Below are 16822 nucleotides of genomic sequence, written 5' to 3' on the forward strand. Positions count from 1 at the left end.
CGTTAGCTGCTGTAGATGTCTTCGGCGACTTGCGCGGCCCGCGTCATCGCTTCCTCGGCCGACTTCTGGCCGGCGATGGCGCGCTGGAGTTCCTCGGAGTAGCGCTGGCCCCATTCGGGGTACTTCCGGTCGAACGGGTCCGGTGCGGCCGCCTGCAGGGATTCGAGCGTGACCTGTGCGAAGTTGTCGCCGACACGCGAGCGGAACTCCTCGTTCTCCCAGACCGACTGGCGCACCGAGAACGCAGCGCCGTTGTCGACGTGCATCCAGGTGTTTGTCGGTTGCGAGGACGCCCACAGCATGAACAGGAACGCCTGCTCGGAGTTCGAGGCGTTCTTCGACGTGGAAATCTGCCAGTTGAAGGCGTTGGGCGAGAACGTCCCGTCGGCGGGCTTGGGCGCTTTCGCGATACCGATGTTATCGCCGACCTGGGAGTCCTCACCGGTCAGACCGGGCCAGAACAGGTTCGCGTCGGCGACGATGTGGCCCGCTCGTCCCTCCTGCATCGTGGCGAGAACGTCGGACCACGTCTGGGTCGACGCGCCCTCGGGACCGAACTCCTGGAGCAGGCTGGTGTACCACTCTGCCGCCTGGATGACACCGTCGGTGTCGAGTCCGGAATCGCTCGGGAACTCGGTCCAGAGTTCGGCACCGTACTCACGCAGGAACGTGTTCAGGATGTAGATGTTCATCCCGTACCCCTTCTGGCCCCGACCCACCGTTCCAACGACATCCGACTCGTTTTCGTGGATCGTCTTCGCGTTCTGGCGGAACTGTTCGAGCGTCTCCGCGACTTCGAGGTCGTGTTTCTCGTAGAGGTCCGTCCGGTAGAACTGGGTCTGGACTTCGACAGTGATTGGGATACCCGTCCAGGTATCGCTGTAGCCCCCGCCGTGGGCCTGCCATTTCGACGCCTCGAAGAGGTCGTCGGGCTGGTACCACTCCTCGTCGTACAGACTGCTGTCGTTGAAGTACGGGTCGAGCGGTTGGATCCAGCCTTCCTCACGGAACTGGTTGACCACCTGGTCCATGTAGAAGATGTCGAACTGGCCGGCGCCGGTACTGACATCGGTCTGGCGCTTGGTCCGGAACTGCTGTTCCGGAAGGACGTTCCAGACGACCTCGATGCCGGTCAGCTCCTCGAAGACGGGCACCGCGGGCTTGATCGCCGACACCCACGGGTGCTGGACAGCACCGATGTTGATCTGTGACCCTTCGAACTGTCGCCAATCGATGTCGGCGCTCTGGTACTCTTCGAGCGGGATCGCGAGATCGCCGTCGGAGCCACTTCCGGTATCCGTCGAGCTACTCCCTGAACCGCCGCTACTCGATCCGTCACTACTCGATCCGTCACTACTCGATCCGTCCCCCGAACCGTTCGAGCCGCCTCGCGTACAGCCCGCGAGGCCACCGAGCAGTCCGACACCTGTCGCTTTGATGAAGTTCCGCCTGTTGCGCTCAGTCATTCTGACTTGCCTCGGTTTAGCAACAAAGTTCATGCATAATAAACCTATCCCCTTCTTCGGCGCTGATCGGCTCCGTGAGCGACCGAAGTCCGGGGAGTTTCGGGCCGAACCGTGAAAAGATTTTAATAGAGGGTCAGCCAACAGTTGGCTCGAAGTCACGGAACGACGGCACCAGTCAGCCAACCGGTCCACGGCGTCGCTCTGATCGAGTGTCGGCACTCGCCGGGGGTTCGACGCCGAGCCACTGACGGGAGTCTGACCGACCACTAGCTATCATGACCAGAGAGAAACGCATCTCAACACAGCACCGAACCATCGCAGATACCGAACTCACCGTGGAGGTGCAGTAATGCGAGCGACCACACTCACGGGCGTCGGAGAGATCGAAGTCCAGGAACGGGACCGTCCCGAGCCGAAGGCCGACGAAGTCCTCGTCCGAGTCGGTGCCTGTAGTGTCTGCATGACCGACTATCACATGTATCACGGGACGTTCGCCGCGCCGACTCCGCTGGTCCTCGGCCACGAGAGCGCCGGAACCATCACGGAGGTCGGGACGGCGGTCGAAACGTTCGACGTCGGCGACCGCGTCGCGATCAACCCGACCGTCCCCTGTAACGCCTGTTCGTACTGCAAGCGCGGCGAGACACACCTCTGTGAGAACAACACGAGCATCGGTGGGGCCGGCGAGACGATCCTCGACGGCGCGTTCGCCGAGTACGTCCGCGTCCCTGCGATCAACGTCGAGGACATCGGTGACATGTCCTTCGAGCGGGCCGCACTGGCCGAACCGCTGGCCTGTTGTCTCCACGGCGTCGAGCAGACCGATCTCACGCCCGGCGATAGCGTCGCCATCATCGGCGCGGGTCCGATCGGACTCCTGTTGTTGCAGTCGTTCCGCAACGCCGGCGCCGCCCCCATCGTCGTCTCGGAACCCGACGACGAGCGGCGTGAACTGGCCGCCGAACTCGGCGCGGACATTGTCGTCGACCCCAACGAGAAAGATCCCGAGACGGCCATCCCCGACGCCGCCGGCGGCAAGGTCGACATCGCCGCGGAAGCGATCGGGTTGGTTCCGACGATCAAACAGGCCAACGCGGTGACCGCACAGGGCGGGTCGACACTCGTGTTCGGTGTGCCCGACCAAGCGGCGACGATGGAGGTCAGCCCGTTCGACATTTTCTTCGACGAGGTCGACTACCGCGGATCGTTCTCGCTCACCGTCGAGGACTTCGAACGGGCGGTGACGCTGCTCCAACACGGCCGTATCGACGCTGAGACGCTGATCACCGAACGGATCGGGCTCGACGACCTCCCCACCGCGTTCGACCGCATGGAAAACGGCGAGGGACTGAAGAAAGTCGTCGTCCCCGGTATCGACGACTAAGCGGGACTGTTCTGCTCACCACGCCGGTGCTCTACTGTTCGCGATGGTTGGGAGTCGATAGCGACGCTGCCCGGTCGTCACCGGGACCTCTCGGTATCCCAGATCTGTTCTGCTCTCAAGAACGATATGATTTCACGCCAAATACTGTGTACAAACATATTCTACATAGTCATTCATGATATGGGGGCAGGAGGTGAACAGTTGTCACTCGACGCTCGTTCTGTTCTAAAGAACAGAGTTATACCAGTGGGAACCGTACGCAGAGGAAATATGAGCGAGACACCAGGCTACACGATCGACTCGACGGAAACGTCGCTTGATCTGCTCGAAACACTCGTCGACTCGGCGGACCCGATGGGTGTGACGGCACTTGCCGATCGTCTCGGGGTCTCCAAGAGCGTCGCTTACAACCACCTCTTGACGTTACGGACCCGTGGCTACGTGATCAAACGGGGCGATCGGTACGAGCCCGCCCTCAAATCCCTCGATCTCGGATCGCGGACGCGGACAGCGATGCCCCTCTACGAGTCCGCGCGCCGGCATCTCGACAACCTCGCCGCTGCCTCGGGCGAGACCACAGTGCTGTTCGTCCTGGAGGAGAACTCCGGAGTCCCGGTCTACATCGCGGAGGCTAGTGAGGGATGGTCACCTCGTTTTCACGAGGGGCAGCGACTCCCGCTCCACGTGAACGCACCGGGAAAGGCGATTCTGGCATCGCTCTCCGACGAACGCGTCGACGAGATCCTCGCAGCGACTGATCTGGTCGAGCCGACAAGCGCCACGATAACCCAACACGACGAACTCAAGGCTGCGTTGCGAGGCGTACGGGACGATACCGTAGCGTTCTGCAGAGGAGAACAGTACGAGGGGATCGTAGGTGTCGCCTCACCGGTGACGAACAACGATGTCGACCGCGTCGCTGCGCTGGGCATCTGTGGCCCAGTAGACCGACTGAACGGCCGATACCTGGAAGAGGATATCACGGGTCAGGTCCTCAGCACTGCCAAATCGATACAGGTCGATCTCACAGGACAGTGACCAGCACGCACTCAATAACAATTGTACACACGTTAGTCCATCTGAAGTGGATTCGTCGGCTAGGAAATCAGCTCATACCAAGCGGGGATAACAAATGTTGATACTCGGGAGAGCGGAACCGATTCCATTTTATCCAGGCATTCAGATACAACCTGGAAAATGCGATCCTATAAACGGTTTTTATATATTTATATGAGTCGTCTTCTCCCAATATCCCATATTTATATCCATTTTTCACTATGCAGGAGTTTATTTTTCATAATTCCTACTATTTTTCCGGATTATATATTCATTTCGGACAGATAGAGTTATTACTGGCAGAGTTTCCAAACGTGGGAGCACCCAGTGTTAAATACCCCAGTCCAAGTTCACAATCCGGAGGACGACGATGCGATTTGGAGTCCGTTCACCGAACGGGGTCCCGGCTTCTCGGTCGATTGGATTGATCTCCCTGGGACGTGGAGCCCGGCGAAAAGGCGACTGTACGAACTCGTCAGCGCCCCCTCCCTCGCCGATCCGGTCGCCACGACGAACATGCAGAACTGGACCTGTATCGTCAGCGGGGACAGCTGAGAGGGACTATGAAGAGCCCTGCTTACAAGGGTGGACCAGCACCGAACCGCTGTTGTCGAGTCAGCGGCCGACAACGGGGGGATTAAGTGACTGGTTCACACAGGGAAACGTACATGCGCGACGACGATAGCGATGCCGCCACAGACGGTGGTATCCAACTCGCCCCGACGGCGAGCGACGACCGAGCGGACTACGACTACGTCGGCGGGTCCGTGGAGCGACCGGGCCTCGTTTCCGATCTCGAAGCCCGGGTCGACGGCGAGGTCCGGTTCGACACCTACACCCGCCAGCTGTACGCGACGGACGCGAGTGCCTACGAGGTGACGCCGATCGGCGTAGTGTTCCCCACATCGACTGCGGAGGCGGCCAGCGTGGTCTCGTACTGCGCCGACCGCGAGATCCCCGTCCTGCCGAGGGGTGGCGGGACGAGCCTCGCCGGCCAGACGGTCAACGAGGCGGTCGTCCTGGACTTCACACGACACATGGACGCTGTCGTGTCACTGGATTCCGAGAGTCGAGCGGCCCGTGTCCAGGCCGGCACAGTGCTTGCGGACCTGAACGACCGAGCCGCCGAGTACGACCTGACGTTCGGTCCCGACCCGGCGGCAGGTAACCGGAGTGCCATCGGCGGCGCAATCGGCAACAACTCCACGGGAGCGCACTCGCTGGTCTACGAGAAGACCGACCACTACGTCCAGGAGTGTGAGGTCGTCCTCGCTGACGGGAGCGTCACCACGTTCGGCGAGGTATCTGTCGATACGCTCCGGGAACGGGCAGATCCGGAGAGCGACGACCTCGAAGCACGGATCGCGGCGGGCGTCGTATCGCTGCTGGAGGGCCACGCCGACGAGATCGACGACCGTTACCCCGAACTCAAGCGCAACGTCTCGGGGTACAACCTTGACCGCCTGGTCGCCGAGTACAAGGGCGAGTACGGTGAGACGGGAACGGTCAACCTCGCCCGGTTGCTCGCCGGCAGCGAGGGCACGCTGGCGATCGTCACCGAAGCGACGGTCTCGCTGGAACCGGTCCCGGAGACCAAATCGGTCGCCCTGTTGACTTACGACAGCGTCGTCGAGGCAGTCAGCGACGTCCAGCACGTGCTCGAACACGATCCCGCGGCCGTCGAACTCATCGACGACGTGCTCATCGACCTGGCGTCGGACACGACGGAGTTCGCAGACGTGGCCGCGCGGCTCCCGGACCGGGCGCGGGCCGCGCTGCTCGTAGAGTTCTACGCGGAAGACGACGACCACGGCCGCGAGCAGGTGGCCGGGTTGTTGGCCGATCGGGTCCCGAGCGATAGCGACGACGGGGAGGACGAGACAGAGTCGGACCCGGACCGCTACGCCTTCGACGCGCTGGAGGCATACGACGCCACCGAGCGCAAAGAACTCTGGAAACTCCGCAAGTCGGGGCTGCCGATACTGCTGGGCCGAACGAGCGACGCGAAACACATCAGCTTCCTCGAAGACTGTGCGATCCCGCCCGAACACCTCCCGGCGTTCGTCAGCGAGTTCCAGAAGGTACTGGAGGAAAACGACACGTTCGCCTCCTTCTACGCCCACGCCGGGCCGGGCGTGTTACACGTTCGCCCGCTCGTGAACACGAAGTCCCAGACCGATCTCGACGCGATGGAGGCGATCGGCGAGGCCGTCACCGACCTCGTCGTGGAGTACGGCGGGTCGGTCTCCGGCGAACACGGCGACGGGCGCGCCCGCACCCAGTGGAACCGGAAACTGTACGGCGACCGGCTCTGGCAGGCGTTCCGGGACCTGAAGACGGCCTTCGACCCCGACTGGCTGTTGAACCCCGGGCAGGTCTGCGGGGACGTCTCGTTGACGGAGAACCTGCGGTTCGACCCCGACTACGAGTTCGACACCGGCTTCGACTCGGCGCTGGAATGGGACAACGAGAACGGGATGCAGGGGATGGTCGAACTCTGTCACGGCTGTGGCGGCTGTCGTACCCAGGAGTCCGAAGGGGGTGTGATGTGTCCGACGTTCCGGGCGGCCGACGAGGAGGTCACGTCCACGCGGGGCCGGGCGAACATGCTCCGCCAAGCGATGAGCGGTGATCTGCCCGACAACCCGACCGACGACGAGTTCGTCACCGAGGTGATGGACCTCTGTATCGGCTGTAAGGGGTGTGCCCACGACTGCCCGAGCGAGGTCGACATGGCGAAACTGAAAGTCGAGGTGGAACACGCCCACCACCAGGAGCACGGCGCGAGCCTCCGGGAGAAGGTGTTCGCCAACGTCGACACGCTCGCCCGCGTCGGGAGCGCGCTGGCCCCGCTCTCGAACCTCGGTCCGAAGGTGCCTGGCGCCCGGGTCGTCATGGAGAAGACGCTCGGGATCGCCCGTGAGCGCTCGCTTCCGACCTTCGAGCGCGAGAGCTTGCAGGACTGGTTCGCGGCGCGCGGCCCGCAGGTTCCGGAGACCGAGGCCGACCGGAAGGCCGTCCTCTTTCCTGACACCTACACGAACTTCAGCCACCCTGACATCGGGAAGGCGGCAGTGCGGGTCCTCGAAGCCGCCGGCGTCCACGTCGAGGTGGCCGACGTGACCGACAGCGGGCGCCCGTCGTACTCGAAGGGGTTCGTCGACGCGACCCGCGAGACGGCCCGAGAGGCTGTCGACGCACTGGCTCCCCGCGTCGCGGACGGCTGGGACGTCGTCGTCGTCGAGCCCAGCGACGCGGTGATGCTCCAGTCGGACTACCTGGACCTGCTCGAAGGCGAGGACGTGTCGGCGCTTGCGGCCAACAGCTACGGCGTCTGTGAGTATCTCGATAGCTTCCGGCTGGACGAGGACCTGACAGTCGAGGCCCCGGAGCGCTCGCTGGCGTACCACGGCCACTGTCACCAGAAGGCGACCCGGAAGGACCACCACGCCGTCGGCGTCCTCCGGCGGGCCGGCTACGAGGTCGACCCGCTCGATTCGGGCTGTTGTGGCATGGCCGGCAGTTTCGGCTACGAGGCCGAACACCACGCGATGAGTATGGCGATCGGTGACACGCTCGAAGGACAGGTGGACGCGAGCGAGGCGTCGTCCGTCGTCGCGCCCGGCGCGTCCTGTCGGACGCAACTGGCCGACCTCGCTGTCGAGACCGACGGGGCCTTCGCCGGCGTCGACCGGGATGAGCCACCGACACCGATCGAGGCACTCGACGCGGCGGTGGTCGGACGCGATCGCTGACCGACGGCTACGCTTCGGTCTCGGTGGAGCCGATAGTGCTGGGCTGATAACACCGATGTCACCAAATCTTCATGGTTGGTTCGCCATATGTTGAGGTATGGCACAAGACAGCCTGTCCAGGTACAGCATCGACGCCGACTGGAGCACCCACTACATCGGCGGCGAGTGGGTCGAAAGCGAGAGCGGAGACACCCTCGACGTGACGGACCCGTCGACACGCGAGACAGTGACGGAAGTCCCGCGAGGCACCGAGGCGGACGTCGACGCGGCCTACGAGGCGGCGGCCGCGGCACAGACCGAGTGGGCACAGACACCGCCGGCCGGTCGGGAGGAACTCGTCCAGACCCTCCTGCAGACGATGGACGAACACAGCGAGGAGATCGTCGAGTTGCTGGCCACGGAGGCCGGCCAGATCGAGGGGATGGGCGAGACCTCCGTCCACCTCGCCGAGGACCAGATCGCCGAGGCCGCGACCCTCCCACGGCGGATGAAAGGCGAACACGCCGCGTCGAACATCCCCGGGAAGGAGAACATCGTCCAGCGCGAGCCACAGGGCGTCGTAACCGTCATCTCGCCGTGGAACTTCCCGCTGAACCTCTCGGTGCGCGCCATCGCCCCGGCCGTCGCCGCGGGCAACACCGTCGTCGTCAAGCCCGCGACCAACACGCCGATCGTGGGCGGGCTCCTGTTCGCTCGGCTGTTCGAGGACGCGGGCTTCCCCGACGGCGTCATCAACGTCGTCACCGGCCGTGGCTCGGAGATCGGTGACGCGGTCGCCAGCCACGACGAGAGCGACGTCGTCGCCTTTACCGGGTCGACCGAGGTCGGTCGCCGCGTCGCCGCCGCGGCCGGCGAGAACCTCGCTGAGGCCGCGATGGAACTGGGCGGGAACAACGCCCACGTCGTCACGGCAGACGCCGATCTCGACCAGGCGGTCGACGCCGGCGTCTTCGGGTCGTTCGCCCATCAGGGCCAGGTCTGTATCTCGATCAACCGCCATCTCGTCCACGAGGAGGTCTACGACGAGTACGTCGAGAAGATCACCGAGCGGGCGGCGAACCTGCCGGCGGGCAGCGCCCACGACCACGTCGTCGTCGGCCCCATCATCGACGAGTCACAGCGCGACGAGATCCTTGAGTACGTCGAACGGACCGTCGAAGCCGGTGCGACCTTAGAGACCGGGGGCGAGACAGTCGAGGTCGACGGCGTCGAGGACTCGCTGGTCGTCGAGCCGACCGTGCTCTCTGACGTGACAAACGACATGGCCGCGGCGTGTAACGAACACTTCGGCCCGGTCGTCCCCGTCATCCCGTTCTCGGACGTCGACGAGGCCGTCGAGATCGCGAACGACACCGAGTTCGGGCTCTCGGGGTCGGTCCACGCGGGCGATGTCGGCGCGGGCAAACGCATCGCCCAGCGGCTGGAGACGGGGATGGTCCACGTCAACGACCAGCCGATCAACGACGAGGCGCACGTCCCCTTCAGCGGGACCGGTGCCTCCGGCGTGGGCGGCTACAACACCGACGACTTCCTCGAGGAGGTCACCGAGCAGAAGTGGATCTCGCTCCAGCACGAGGCCCGCGAGTTCCCCTTCTGAGATGCTGTCGGGAACCGTCTGTGTCGTCGCCGGCGGTGGGAACGGACTCGGGGAGGCGGCCGCACACCACCTCGCCGATCGCGGCGCGACCGTCGTCGTCAACGACCTCGGGACCGGCGTCGATGGCGAGGGCAGCGACCCCGAAGTCGCGGAAGCGGTCGCCGCCGACATCCGCGAGGCGGGCGGCGAGGCGACGGCCCACCACGGCGACGTGAGCGACTTCGAGTACGCCGAACGACTCGTCTCGGAGACAGTCGACGAGTACGGCCGTCTCGACTTCGTCGCGAACTTCGCCGGGGTCCTCCGGGACGGGATGAGCTACAAGCTCGACCCCGAGGACTGGGAGGCCGTCATCGAGACGAACCTCACCGGCCAGTTCGCCCCGCTGCGGGCGGCTGCGGCCCACTGGAAAGCGGCCGGTGAGGACGGCGGGTTCGACCGCCAGCGCTCGTATCTCGCAGTCAGCGCCGGGGCCGCCCGCGGGAATCTCGGACAGGCGAACTACGCCGCCGCGAAAGCCGGCGTCCTCGGGATGGTCCGTTCCGTGTCGACGGAGCTGTACCGCTCGGACGTCCGGGTCAACGCACTGGTCCCGAACGGCTACACGCGGATGACCGAAACCGTCCCCGAGGAACACCGCCCGTACACCCGTGAGGAGATGCCCCCGGAGAAGGTAGCCCCGATGGTCGCGTACCTCGCGAGCGAGGCCGCCGAGGACGTGACCGGCTGTACCCTCTACGCGGGCGGGGACCGCGTTGGTGTCCTCGCGGACCCATCGATGGCTGCCGTCGGCGTCGAACCCGACGGCTGGAGTCTCGACTCGCTGGCCGACCACTTCGCTGACGACGTGGCCGCGGACGTGGAGTTGACCCGCACGGACAGCCACTTCTGAGCGGGCCACCCGCTTCCCCGGCGTTCGGACACCGGTCACCGACCGGACAGAAAGGCATCTTTTATGCCGGTCTCGGACGATAGTCTGACTATGCGATTCGTCCGCTACGACGACGGCCAGCTCGGTTTGCTCACAGACGACGGTACCGGCATCGTCGCGCTGAACGACCGGCTCGGCATCGACGCCGACGAACCACTCGTCGAGTACATCGAGGGCGACTACGACGCCAGCGAGTACGTCGACGCCGACCCGGACCACGACATCGACGACGTAGAGGTCGGGTCGCCCGTCGGCCGGCCCGGGAAAGTCATCGCCGCCCCGCTGAACTACGAGAACCACATCGAAGAGGCCCTCTCCGACCGGGACATCACCACTGACGAGTGGTTCTCGATCAAGGACAAGGGCTACTTCCTGAAGGCCCCCTCCAGCGTCGTCGGCCCGGACCACGGCATCGAACTCCCCTTCTCCGACCGCCGGACGGACCACGAGGTCGAACTCGCCTTCGTCATGGAAGGGGACATCAAGGACGTCCCCGCCGAAGAGGCCTGGGACCACATCTTCGGCTACACCATCCTGCTGGACATCTCGCTGCGGGGCGACCAGGACCGCTCGAACCGGAAATCCTACGACACGTTCACTGTCATCGGTCCGTGCGTGACGACCGCCGACGAGATCGACGACCCCCAGGACCTCCAGATGGAACTGCAACTCAACGGCGAACGCCGCCAGTACGAGAACACCGGGGATATGGTCTATACGTGTGCCGATGTCGTCCAGTACGCCTCGCTGGGAGCGACGCTGGAGACCGGCGATGTCATCACTACCGGGACACCCGAGGGCGTCAGCGAACTCTCCGACGGCGACACGATCGACGCGGAGATCGAGTCCGTCGGATCGATGACCGTCGACGTCACCGAACGCGACGTGAGCTACGCCGAGGCCGACGTCAAGAAGGGCGGCCAGGAGTAGCCAGCACCGACCGCGGTCGGCTCATACCACTTCTTCGCGGTTCCACGCCCCAGTGACTACGACGGAGACGACCGTCAGAGAGGGGTAGGCTTAAGAAAACCGCCGACGAAGGACGTGATAATCGATGGCACTCCTCGAAGTCGACTCGATAGACGTGTCGTACGGGAACGTCCAGGTGCTGTGGGACGTGAGCCTCTCCGTCGAGCGCGGCGAGACGGTCGCGCTGCTTGGCGCGAACGGCGCCGGCAAGACGACCACGCTCAAGACGATCTGTGGTGACCTGACGCCGACTGCCGGCGAGGTCCGGTTCAGGGACGAGAACATCGGCGAGATGCCCTTCGAGGACGTGGTCAAGAAAGGCATCGCACACGTCCCGGAGGGCCGGGAGATATTCACGGACAGCAGCATCCGGGAGAACCTCGAACTCGGCGCGTATATCGACCGGAGCAAGATCGACGAACGCTTAGAGACGGTGTACGAGATCTTCCCCCGGCTGGAGGAACGGGCGAGTCAGCGCGCGGGCACGCTCTCCGGCGGCGAACAGCAGATGCTCGCCATCGGTCGCGGGTTGATGAGCGACCCCGACTTGCTGTTGCTCGACGAGGCGAGTCTCGGGCTCGCGCCCGTCCTCGTCGACGACGTGTTCGAGGCCATCGAACGCATCAACGAGCAGGGGACGACCGTCCTCCTGGTCGAACAGGACATCTACAACGCGCTTCGGGTTGCCGATCGGGGATACGTCATCAAGACGGGGCGGATGACACTCTCCGGGACGGCGGCGGAACTCGCACAGGACGAACGCGTCGAGGAGTCGTACCTCGGGGCCTGAATCGGCGGCACCGAACCCGAATTCCGGTTTCTTCCGCAGAATCGACGTGACGGCGACGAGAGCCGTCAGTCCTCGTCGGCGGCGATGTCCGGGTCCGTCTCCGGTGTCGCGTCAGTGGACTTGGGAGCCTGTGCCCCACCGCTCTTCCCGACATCGGTGATGAAGTAGTCCTCCGCGAGGCCGTACAGCCCCTGCGGGAGGTAGATGATGAACAGGATGATGAGCGCGCCCTCGATGGTCGTCGCGACGCTCCCGACGATAGCCGCCAGTCCGGTATCGAGCAGGAGGAACAGCGCCGCACCGAGGACCGGGCCGGCGAACGTCCCCATCCCGCCCAGGATGACGATGACCAGCGAGTCGATCGTCCAGGTGACCGCCAGCGTCGACTCGGGGTTGATGTACAGCGTGTAGTGACCGTACAGTCCCCCCGCCAGCCCAGCGAAGAACGAGGAGACGACGAAGGCGTACATCTTGTACTTCAACGGGTTGACGCCGAGGCTGCTCGCGGCCTCCTCGTCGTCGTGGATGGCCTTCATGCCCAGTCCGCCCGCGCCACGGACGATCCGATAAGTCACGGCGATGGTGGCGATCGTCGCGACGAGCGTCAGGAGGAACATCACGTCCCCGTGGCTGACGAACTCGTTGAGACCGAGGTCGCCCTGGACGTAGTAGCCCGTCGAACCGCCGGTGAGGGACCGTTGGTCCAGCATCACCAGTTCGATGACCGCCGCCAGCGCGAGGGTCCCGATGGCGAAGTAGTGGCCGCTGAGCCGGAAGATGACCGGCCCGATCACCAGCGCGATCAGTGCGGCCGCCAGGCCGCCCAGGACCACTGCGGCCAGTATCGGGAGCTGTATCGACGCGGGAAAGCCCGCCGCCGAGGGCGTGGTCAGCCAGGCGGCGACGAACGCACCCATACCGAAGAAGGCAGCGTGACCCAGCGAGATCTGTCCCGCGTACCCCGCGAGCAGGTTCCAGGAGACGCCCAACATCACGAACACCAGTCCGGTAAGCACGAGACCGGTCAGCGCGTCGGTCGTCACGAACGGGACCGCAAGCAGCGCCAGCACGACGACGCCGAGCACGGCCTGGAGCCGCCGGTTCGAGACGAGCGGTTCCTCGGGGTGGCGTTCGAGGAAACTCACTCCCCGCCACCTCCGCTGCCGAACAGCCCCTCGGGCTTGAGCAACAACACGCCGAGGAAGATGAGCAGGCTCACGACGTTGCGGTATCCGCCGCCGAGATAGAGTGCGCCGAGGTTCTCGGAGACCCCCAGGATGACGCCGCCGACCAGCGTCCCGAGGATGCTCCCGACGCCGCCCAGAACGACGACGGCGAAGGCCTTCAGCAGGTACGACCAACCGACGAAGGGGTTGATCGGGAACAGCATCGAGAGGAGTGCCCCGGCCGCGCCAGCCAGCGCCGTCCCGACAGCGAGGGTGATGACGTAGATACGGTCGGTGTCGATCCCCATATAGCGGGCCGCTTTCCGGTTCTGTGCGGTCGCCCGGATCGCCTGTCCGGTCTTGGTGTACTGCAGGAACGCCCACGTCGCGCCGATGAGCACGACAGCGACGACGAACGTGACCGTCCGGGGCAGCGACAGGAAGGCGAACCCGAGGTCGATCCCGTCGCCGGGAATACCGAGGTCCGCCGTCCGGGCGTCACCGCCAAGCACGAGCTGGCCGATGTTCTGCAGGATCAACGCGAGGCCGAACAGCACGATGATCGGCTGTTCGATCCCCTCGCCGACGACGTGTTTCAACAGCACCTTCTGGAGGACGACCCCGAAGACGAACAGCAGTCCCATCGCCAGGAACATCCCGACCAGCGGTGTGATGCCCGTCGCGGCGAACACGAGGATCGCGACGTAGGCTCCGACCATCAGCATGTGGCCGTGCGCGAGGTTCACGATGTCCATGATACCGAACACGAGCGACAGCCCGAGGGCTGCGACGGCGTAGATGCCGCCCAGCAGGATGCCGTTGACGATCGACTGTGAGACGAGTTCGCCTGCGACCATCGCTCAGCGCTCGCCCCACGGCGGGATCGGGTATCTGAAGTCGAGCGACCGCTCGGAGTCGGTGTTCGGGTACGCCAGTCGCTGTGCACCGTCCCACCACTGCCCGGTCGGGGCGGTCAGGTCGCCCTCGGCCGGGAGGCCGTTGTCCTCGAAGCCGAACTCGCCGATGACCGTCTGGAACGTCTCGTTGCGGAGAGCGTCCCTGATGGCCTCGGCCTCGGTGGAGCCGGCGGCCTGGACGGCCTGGAGCGCGACCTGCGTGAGGTTGTACGATCCGCCGACGTTGACCGGCATGAACTCGCTCTCGGTCTCGTACTCGCTCGTGTAGGACTCGCGGAGGCGCTGGTTGCCGTTGCCCGTCAGCCCGGGGACCCACCCCGGACACATCAGCGCGTAGGCACCGGCCTCACCCAGCGCCGACCACCACGCCGAGGGGTCGGCCCCGCGGACGAACTTGAGCATCTGTGGCGACCAGTTGTTCGACTGCATCTGGTTGACGGCCGTGATACCGCCCGGCGGGGTCGGGTTCGACAGCAACACCTCGACCTCGGCGTTTTGCGACTGACTGATCAGCGTCGAGAAGTCCTGGGAGCCGATCTCGAACGTCTCGCGCAGCACGATATCGTACCCTTCCTCGCCCAGCCGGTTCTCCCAGTATTCGGCCTGTTCCCTGCCCCATCCGGAGTTGGGCTCCCAGATGCCGACGTTGGTCGGTCGCTCGCTCTCGGGGATGAGTTCAAGCGTCCCGAGCGTCGATCGGGCGACATCGCGGGACTTCGGGAACGGGGCGTACGTCCACTCGTAGTTGTCGTTGCGGTGTGGCTCCTCGTAGGCGAACGCGATGCCCAGGAACGGGAGGTTCTGGTTCTCCGCGAAGGCACTCCCGGCGGTGACTAACAGACTAGAGAAACTCCCCCAGATCATGTCGACGTCGTTGTTGCTGGTTATCTGCTGGAGGTTCTGTCGGAGCGTCTGGGCGTCGCTCTCGTCGTCCTGGAGGATGAGCTCCACGTCGCGGTCGAGCTGCTCGTTCATCCGTGCCTGGCCGAGTTCGTACCCGCGCCTGAGGTCCTGTCCGAGCGACGAGAACGCTCCCGTCTCGGGAACCGTGCCGGCGATCGTCAGCGTGTCGTCGCCGCCACCGCCGCCACCGCTAAACGCACACCCTGCGAGGCTGGCGACCGCAGCAGCACCGGCAGTTCCTTTGAGATACGACCGACGTGAGACTGGACTATCGTCGTTTACCATACCGTATAGGCTGATGTAGATGATCGATTATAAAGATACCCGTTATTGCGGGGGTGATGCCACACCGAACCCGTCGGACGAGCGGCTCAGACGACCCAGTCGGTCGACGGCGCCGCTACGACGAGGGGCTGGCCTCGGCGTAGAAGTTCATGGCCTCGAACACCGGTCGGTCGGACATCCCCAGCAGGATAGCCTCCTCGCCGTCCGGTTCGTGGTGGTGGGTGGCGTCCGGCGGGACGACGAAGATGTCACGCTCGGACCACTCCAGGGCCTCGCCGTCGACGTGGGTCGCGCCCTCCCCGTCGACGACGAAGTAGACCTCCGTCGTGTTGTGGAAGTGGGCGTCGGTCGCCTCCTGGAGCAGTTGTGCACGGAACGACATCGTCGGGAACAGCGGCGGCGACCCGGTGGCGGGGTTGACATACGAGAGGCTGTAGCCGTCGTAGGGGTCGGGTTCGTCGTTGTCGGCCCGCTGGCGCAGCGACTGGACCATCTCGGACCATTTGAAGCGATACGGCGGTGTCGCCTCCCGGATCCCCTCGAAGGGGCCGGGGATGCCGTCGTCGGTGGTCGATTCCTCCGGGCGACCACGGCCGTATTGGGACTCCCAGTACCCCTGTGTCTTGGTGACCGGCTGTCGTTCGAGTTCGTGGTTCTCGAAGGTGTTCCGGGCGTTTAGCGAGTCCAGCACCAGCGGGAGGTCGAGCACGTCGAGCCAGGCCGCCGTCTCGTCGGAGTCGTTGACGTGGTCGTGCCACTCCCACTGGGGCGTGGTGATGAGGTCGTTGTCCTCCATCGGGAACTCCTCGCCCGCGACGACGGTCTTCATGTCCTCGCTGCCGTCGATAGAGAACCGGAGCGCGTTCGCACCGTGTCGGTGGGACGGCGCCGTCTCACCGGGCGAGACGGTCTGGACGCCGACGTAGATCGTGTTCGAGATGGCGTTCCCGAAGGAGGCGTTGATCGGGACCGCCACCCGGCGCTGGAACCCCGGTGGCAGGTCCGCAATGGGAACGTCAGCCTCGACACCGTCGATGGCGGCCTGGATGTCCTCCCACTTCCAGATGTCCGCCTCCAGATCGTCGATGGTGTTGCCGAAGTCGTCCTCGACCTCCCACAGCGGCCGGAGGTTGTGCCGTTCGAGGATCTCTCGCGTCCCGGAACTCAGCTCCAGTTGCTCCTCTAGCTCCTGATCGTCGGGCTCTGTCTGTGCCATACTGTACAAACACGTTACCACACGATCATCATAAGTCTACTGGACAAACACCACTGAGCAGCCGTGAGATGGCATAAAACGGGAGTTCAGTGCGTACAACTACTCCTGATCATCCTCGACAGACACCGGCTGTGTTCCGTATCGGCGCGCTGGCTCTATGCCTGGACCTCGAAGACATCGGCAGCGGCGAACACCGACCGGCAGTCCTCACAGACCATCTGTCGTTGGATCGCGTACTCCCAGAGTTTCCCGCCACAGTCCAGACAGTCGAAGTGTGCTTCGACGAACGGGTCTTCCTCGGCGTAGGGGTTCTCGAACTCAGCCATGTCGATACGTCGTTTCGGAATCGATAAAAACGCTTCGCTACCTCCAAACCATACTTTCGTC

The 16822-nt window shown here is 64.5% G+C and carries 13 protein-coding genes; 7 read left to right on the forward strand and 6 right to left on the reverse strand.

Features of this window, described 5'->3' with window-relative positions; translation table 11 throughout:
• Positions 1 to 2: 2 nt before the first annotated feature.
• The gene (locus tag VJ109_RS16185) at positions 3 to 1466 is read right to left on the reverse strand and encodes an extracellular solute-binding protein (RefSeq protein WP_324760773.1); all 1464 of its coding nucleotides are present in this window, start codon (positions 1464 to 1466) and stop codon (positions 3 to 5) included.
• 349 nt (positions 1467 to 1815) lie between these two features.
• On the opposite strand from VJ109_RS16185, the gene VJ109_RS16190 reads away from it, so the two are divergent.
• The 7 genes from VJ109_RS16190 to VJ109_RS16220 all read left to right on the forward strand — a co-directional run bounded on the left by VJ109_RS16190 (position 1816) and on the right by VJ109_RS16220 (position 11948).
• Positions 1816 to 2850, forward strand: a complete 1035-nt coding sequence (locus tag VJ109_RS16190; protein ID WP_324760774.1) for a galactitol-1-phosphate 5-dehydrogenase — start codon at positions 1816 to 1818, stop codon at positions 2848 to 2850.
• A gap of 270 nt (positions 2851 to 3120) precedes the next feature.
• A complete protein-coding gene (locus VJ109_RS16195) occupies positions 3121 to 3888 on the forward strand; it encodes an IclR family transcriptional regulator (RefSeq protein ID WP_324760775.1) in 768 nt (255 codons plus the stop codon).
• A 686-nt stretch (positions 3889 to 4574) separates the two neighbouring features.
• Complete coding sequence (locus tag VJ109_RS16200) at positions 4575 to 7661, forward strand: FAD-binding and (Fe-S)-binding domain-containing protein (protein ID WP_324760776.1); 3087 nt, start codon at positions 4575 to 4577, stop codon at positions 7659 to 7661.
• Between the two features lie 97 nt (positions 7662 to 7758).
• A complete protein-coding gene (locus VJ109_RS16205) occupies positions 7759 to 9258 on the forward strand; it encodes an aldehyde dehydrogenase family protein (protein WP_324760777.1) in 1500 nt (499 codons plus the stop codon).
• Position 9259: 1 nt separating this feature from the next.
• Positions 9260 to 10150 carry an SDR family oxidoreductase gene (locus VJ109_RS16210; RefSeq protein WP_324760778.1) on the forward strand — a complete coding sequence of 297 codons (891 nt, stop codon included), beginning with the start codon at positions 9260 to 9262 and terminating at the stop codon, positions 10148 to 10150.
• A 90-nt stretch (positions 10151 to 10240) separates the two neighbouring features.
• Positions 10241 to 11119, forward strand: coding sequence for a fumarylacetoacetate hydrolase family protein (locus VJ109_RS16215; protein WP_324760779.1), 879 nt, complete (start codon positions 10241 to 10243; stop codon positions 11117 to 11119).
• 124 nt (positions 11120 to 11243) lie between these two features.
• Positions 11244 to 11948 carry an ABC transporter ATP-binding protein gene (locus tag VJ109_RS16220; protein WP_324760780.1) on the forward strand — a complete coding sequence of 235 codons (705 nt, stop codon included), beginning with the start codon at positions 11244 to 11246 and terminating at the stop codon, positions 11946 to 11948.
• Between the two features lie 65 nt (positions 11949 to 12013).
• Here VJ109_RS16220 and VJ109_RS16225 read toward each other — a convergent pair whose 3' ends face one another.
• The 5 genes from VJ109_RS16225 to VJ109_RS16245 form a co-directional block, all read right to left on the reverse strand.
• The gene (locus VJ109_RS16225; protein WP_324760781.1) at positions 12014 to 13093 is read right to left on the reverse strand and encodes a branched-chain amino acid ABC transporter permease; all 1080 of its coding nucleotides are present in this window, start codon (positions 13091 to 13093) and stop codon (positions 12014 to 12016) included.
• Complete coding sequence (locus tag VJ109_RS16230) at positions 13090 to 13971, reverse strand: branched-chain amino acid ABC transporter permease (protein ID WP_324760782.1); 882 nt, start codon at positions 13969 to 13971, stop codon at positions 13090 to 13092. The genes VJ109_RS16225 and VJ109_RS16230 overlap by 4 nt, the downstream gene beginning before the upstream one ends.
• A 3-nt stretch (positions 13972 to 13974) precedes the next feature.
• Positions 13975 to 15219, reverse strand: a complete 1245-nt coding sequence (locus VJ109_RS16235) for an amino acid ABC transporter substrate-binding protein (protein WP_324760783.1) — start codon at positions 15217 to 15219, stop codon at positions 13975 to 13977.
• Positions 15220 to 15334: 115 nt separating this feature from the next.
• Complete coding sequence (locus VJ109_RS16240) at positions 15335 to 16435, reverse strand: cupin domain-containing protein (RefSeq protein WP_324760784.1); 1101 nt, start codon at positions 16433 to 16435, stop codon at positions 15335 to 15337.
• A 155-nt stretch (positions 16436 to 16590) separates the two neighbouring features.
• The gene (locus VJ109_RS16245) at positions 16591 to 16761 is read right to left on the reverse strand and encodes a hypothetical protein (protein ID WP_276223930.1); all 171 of its coding nucleotides are present in this window, start codon (positions 16759 to 16761) and stop codon (positions 16591 to 16593) included.
• Positions 16762 to 16822: the final 61 nt, after the last annotated feature.

This window comes from Haloarcula montana (genome assembly GCF_035666295.1).
GTDB classification, from domain to species: domain Archaea; phylum Halobacteriota; class Halobacteria; order Halobacteriales; family Haloarculaceae; genus Haloarcula; species Haloarcula montana.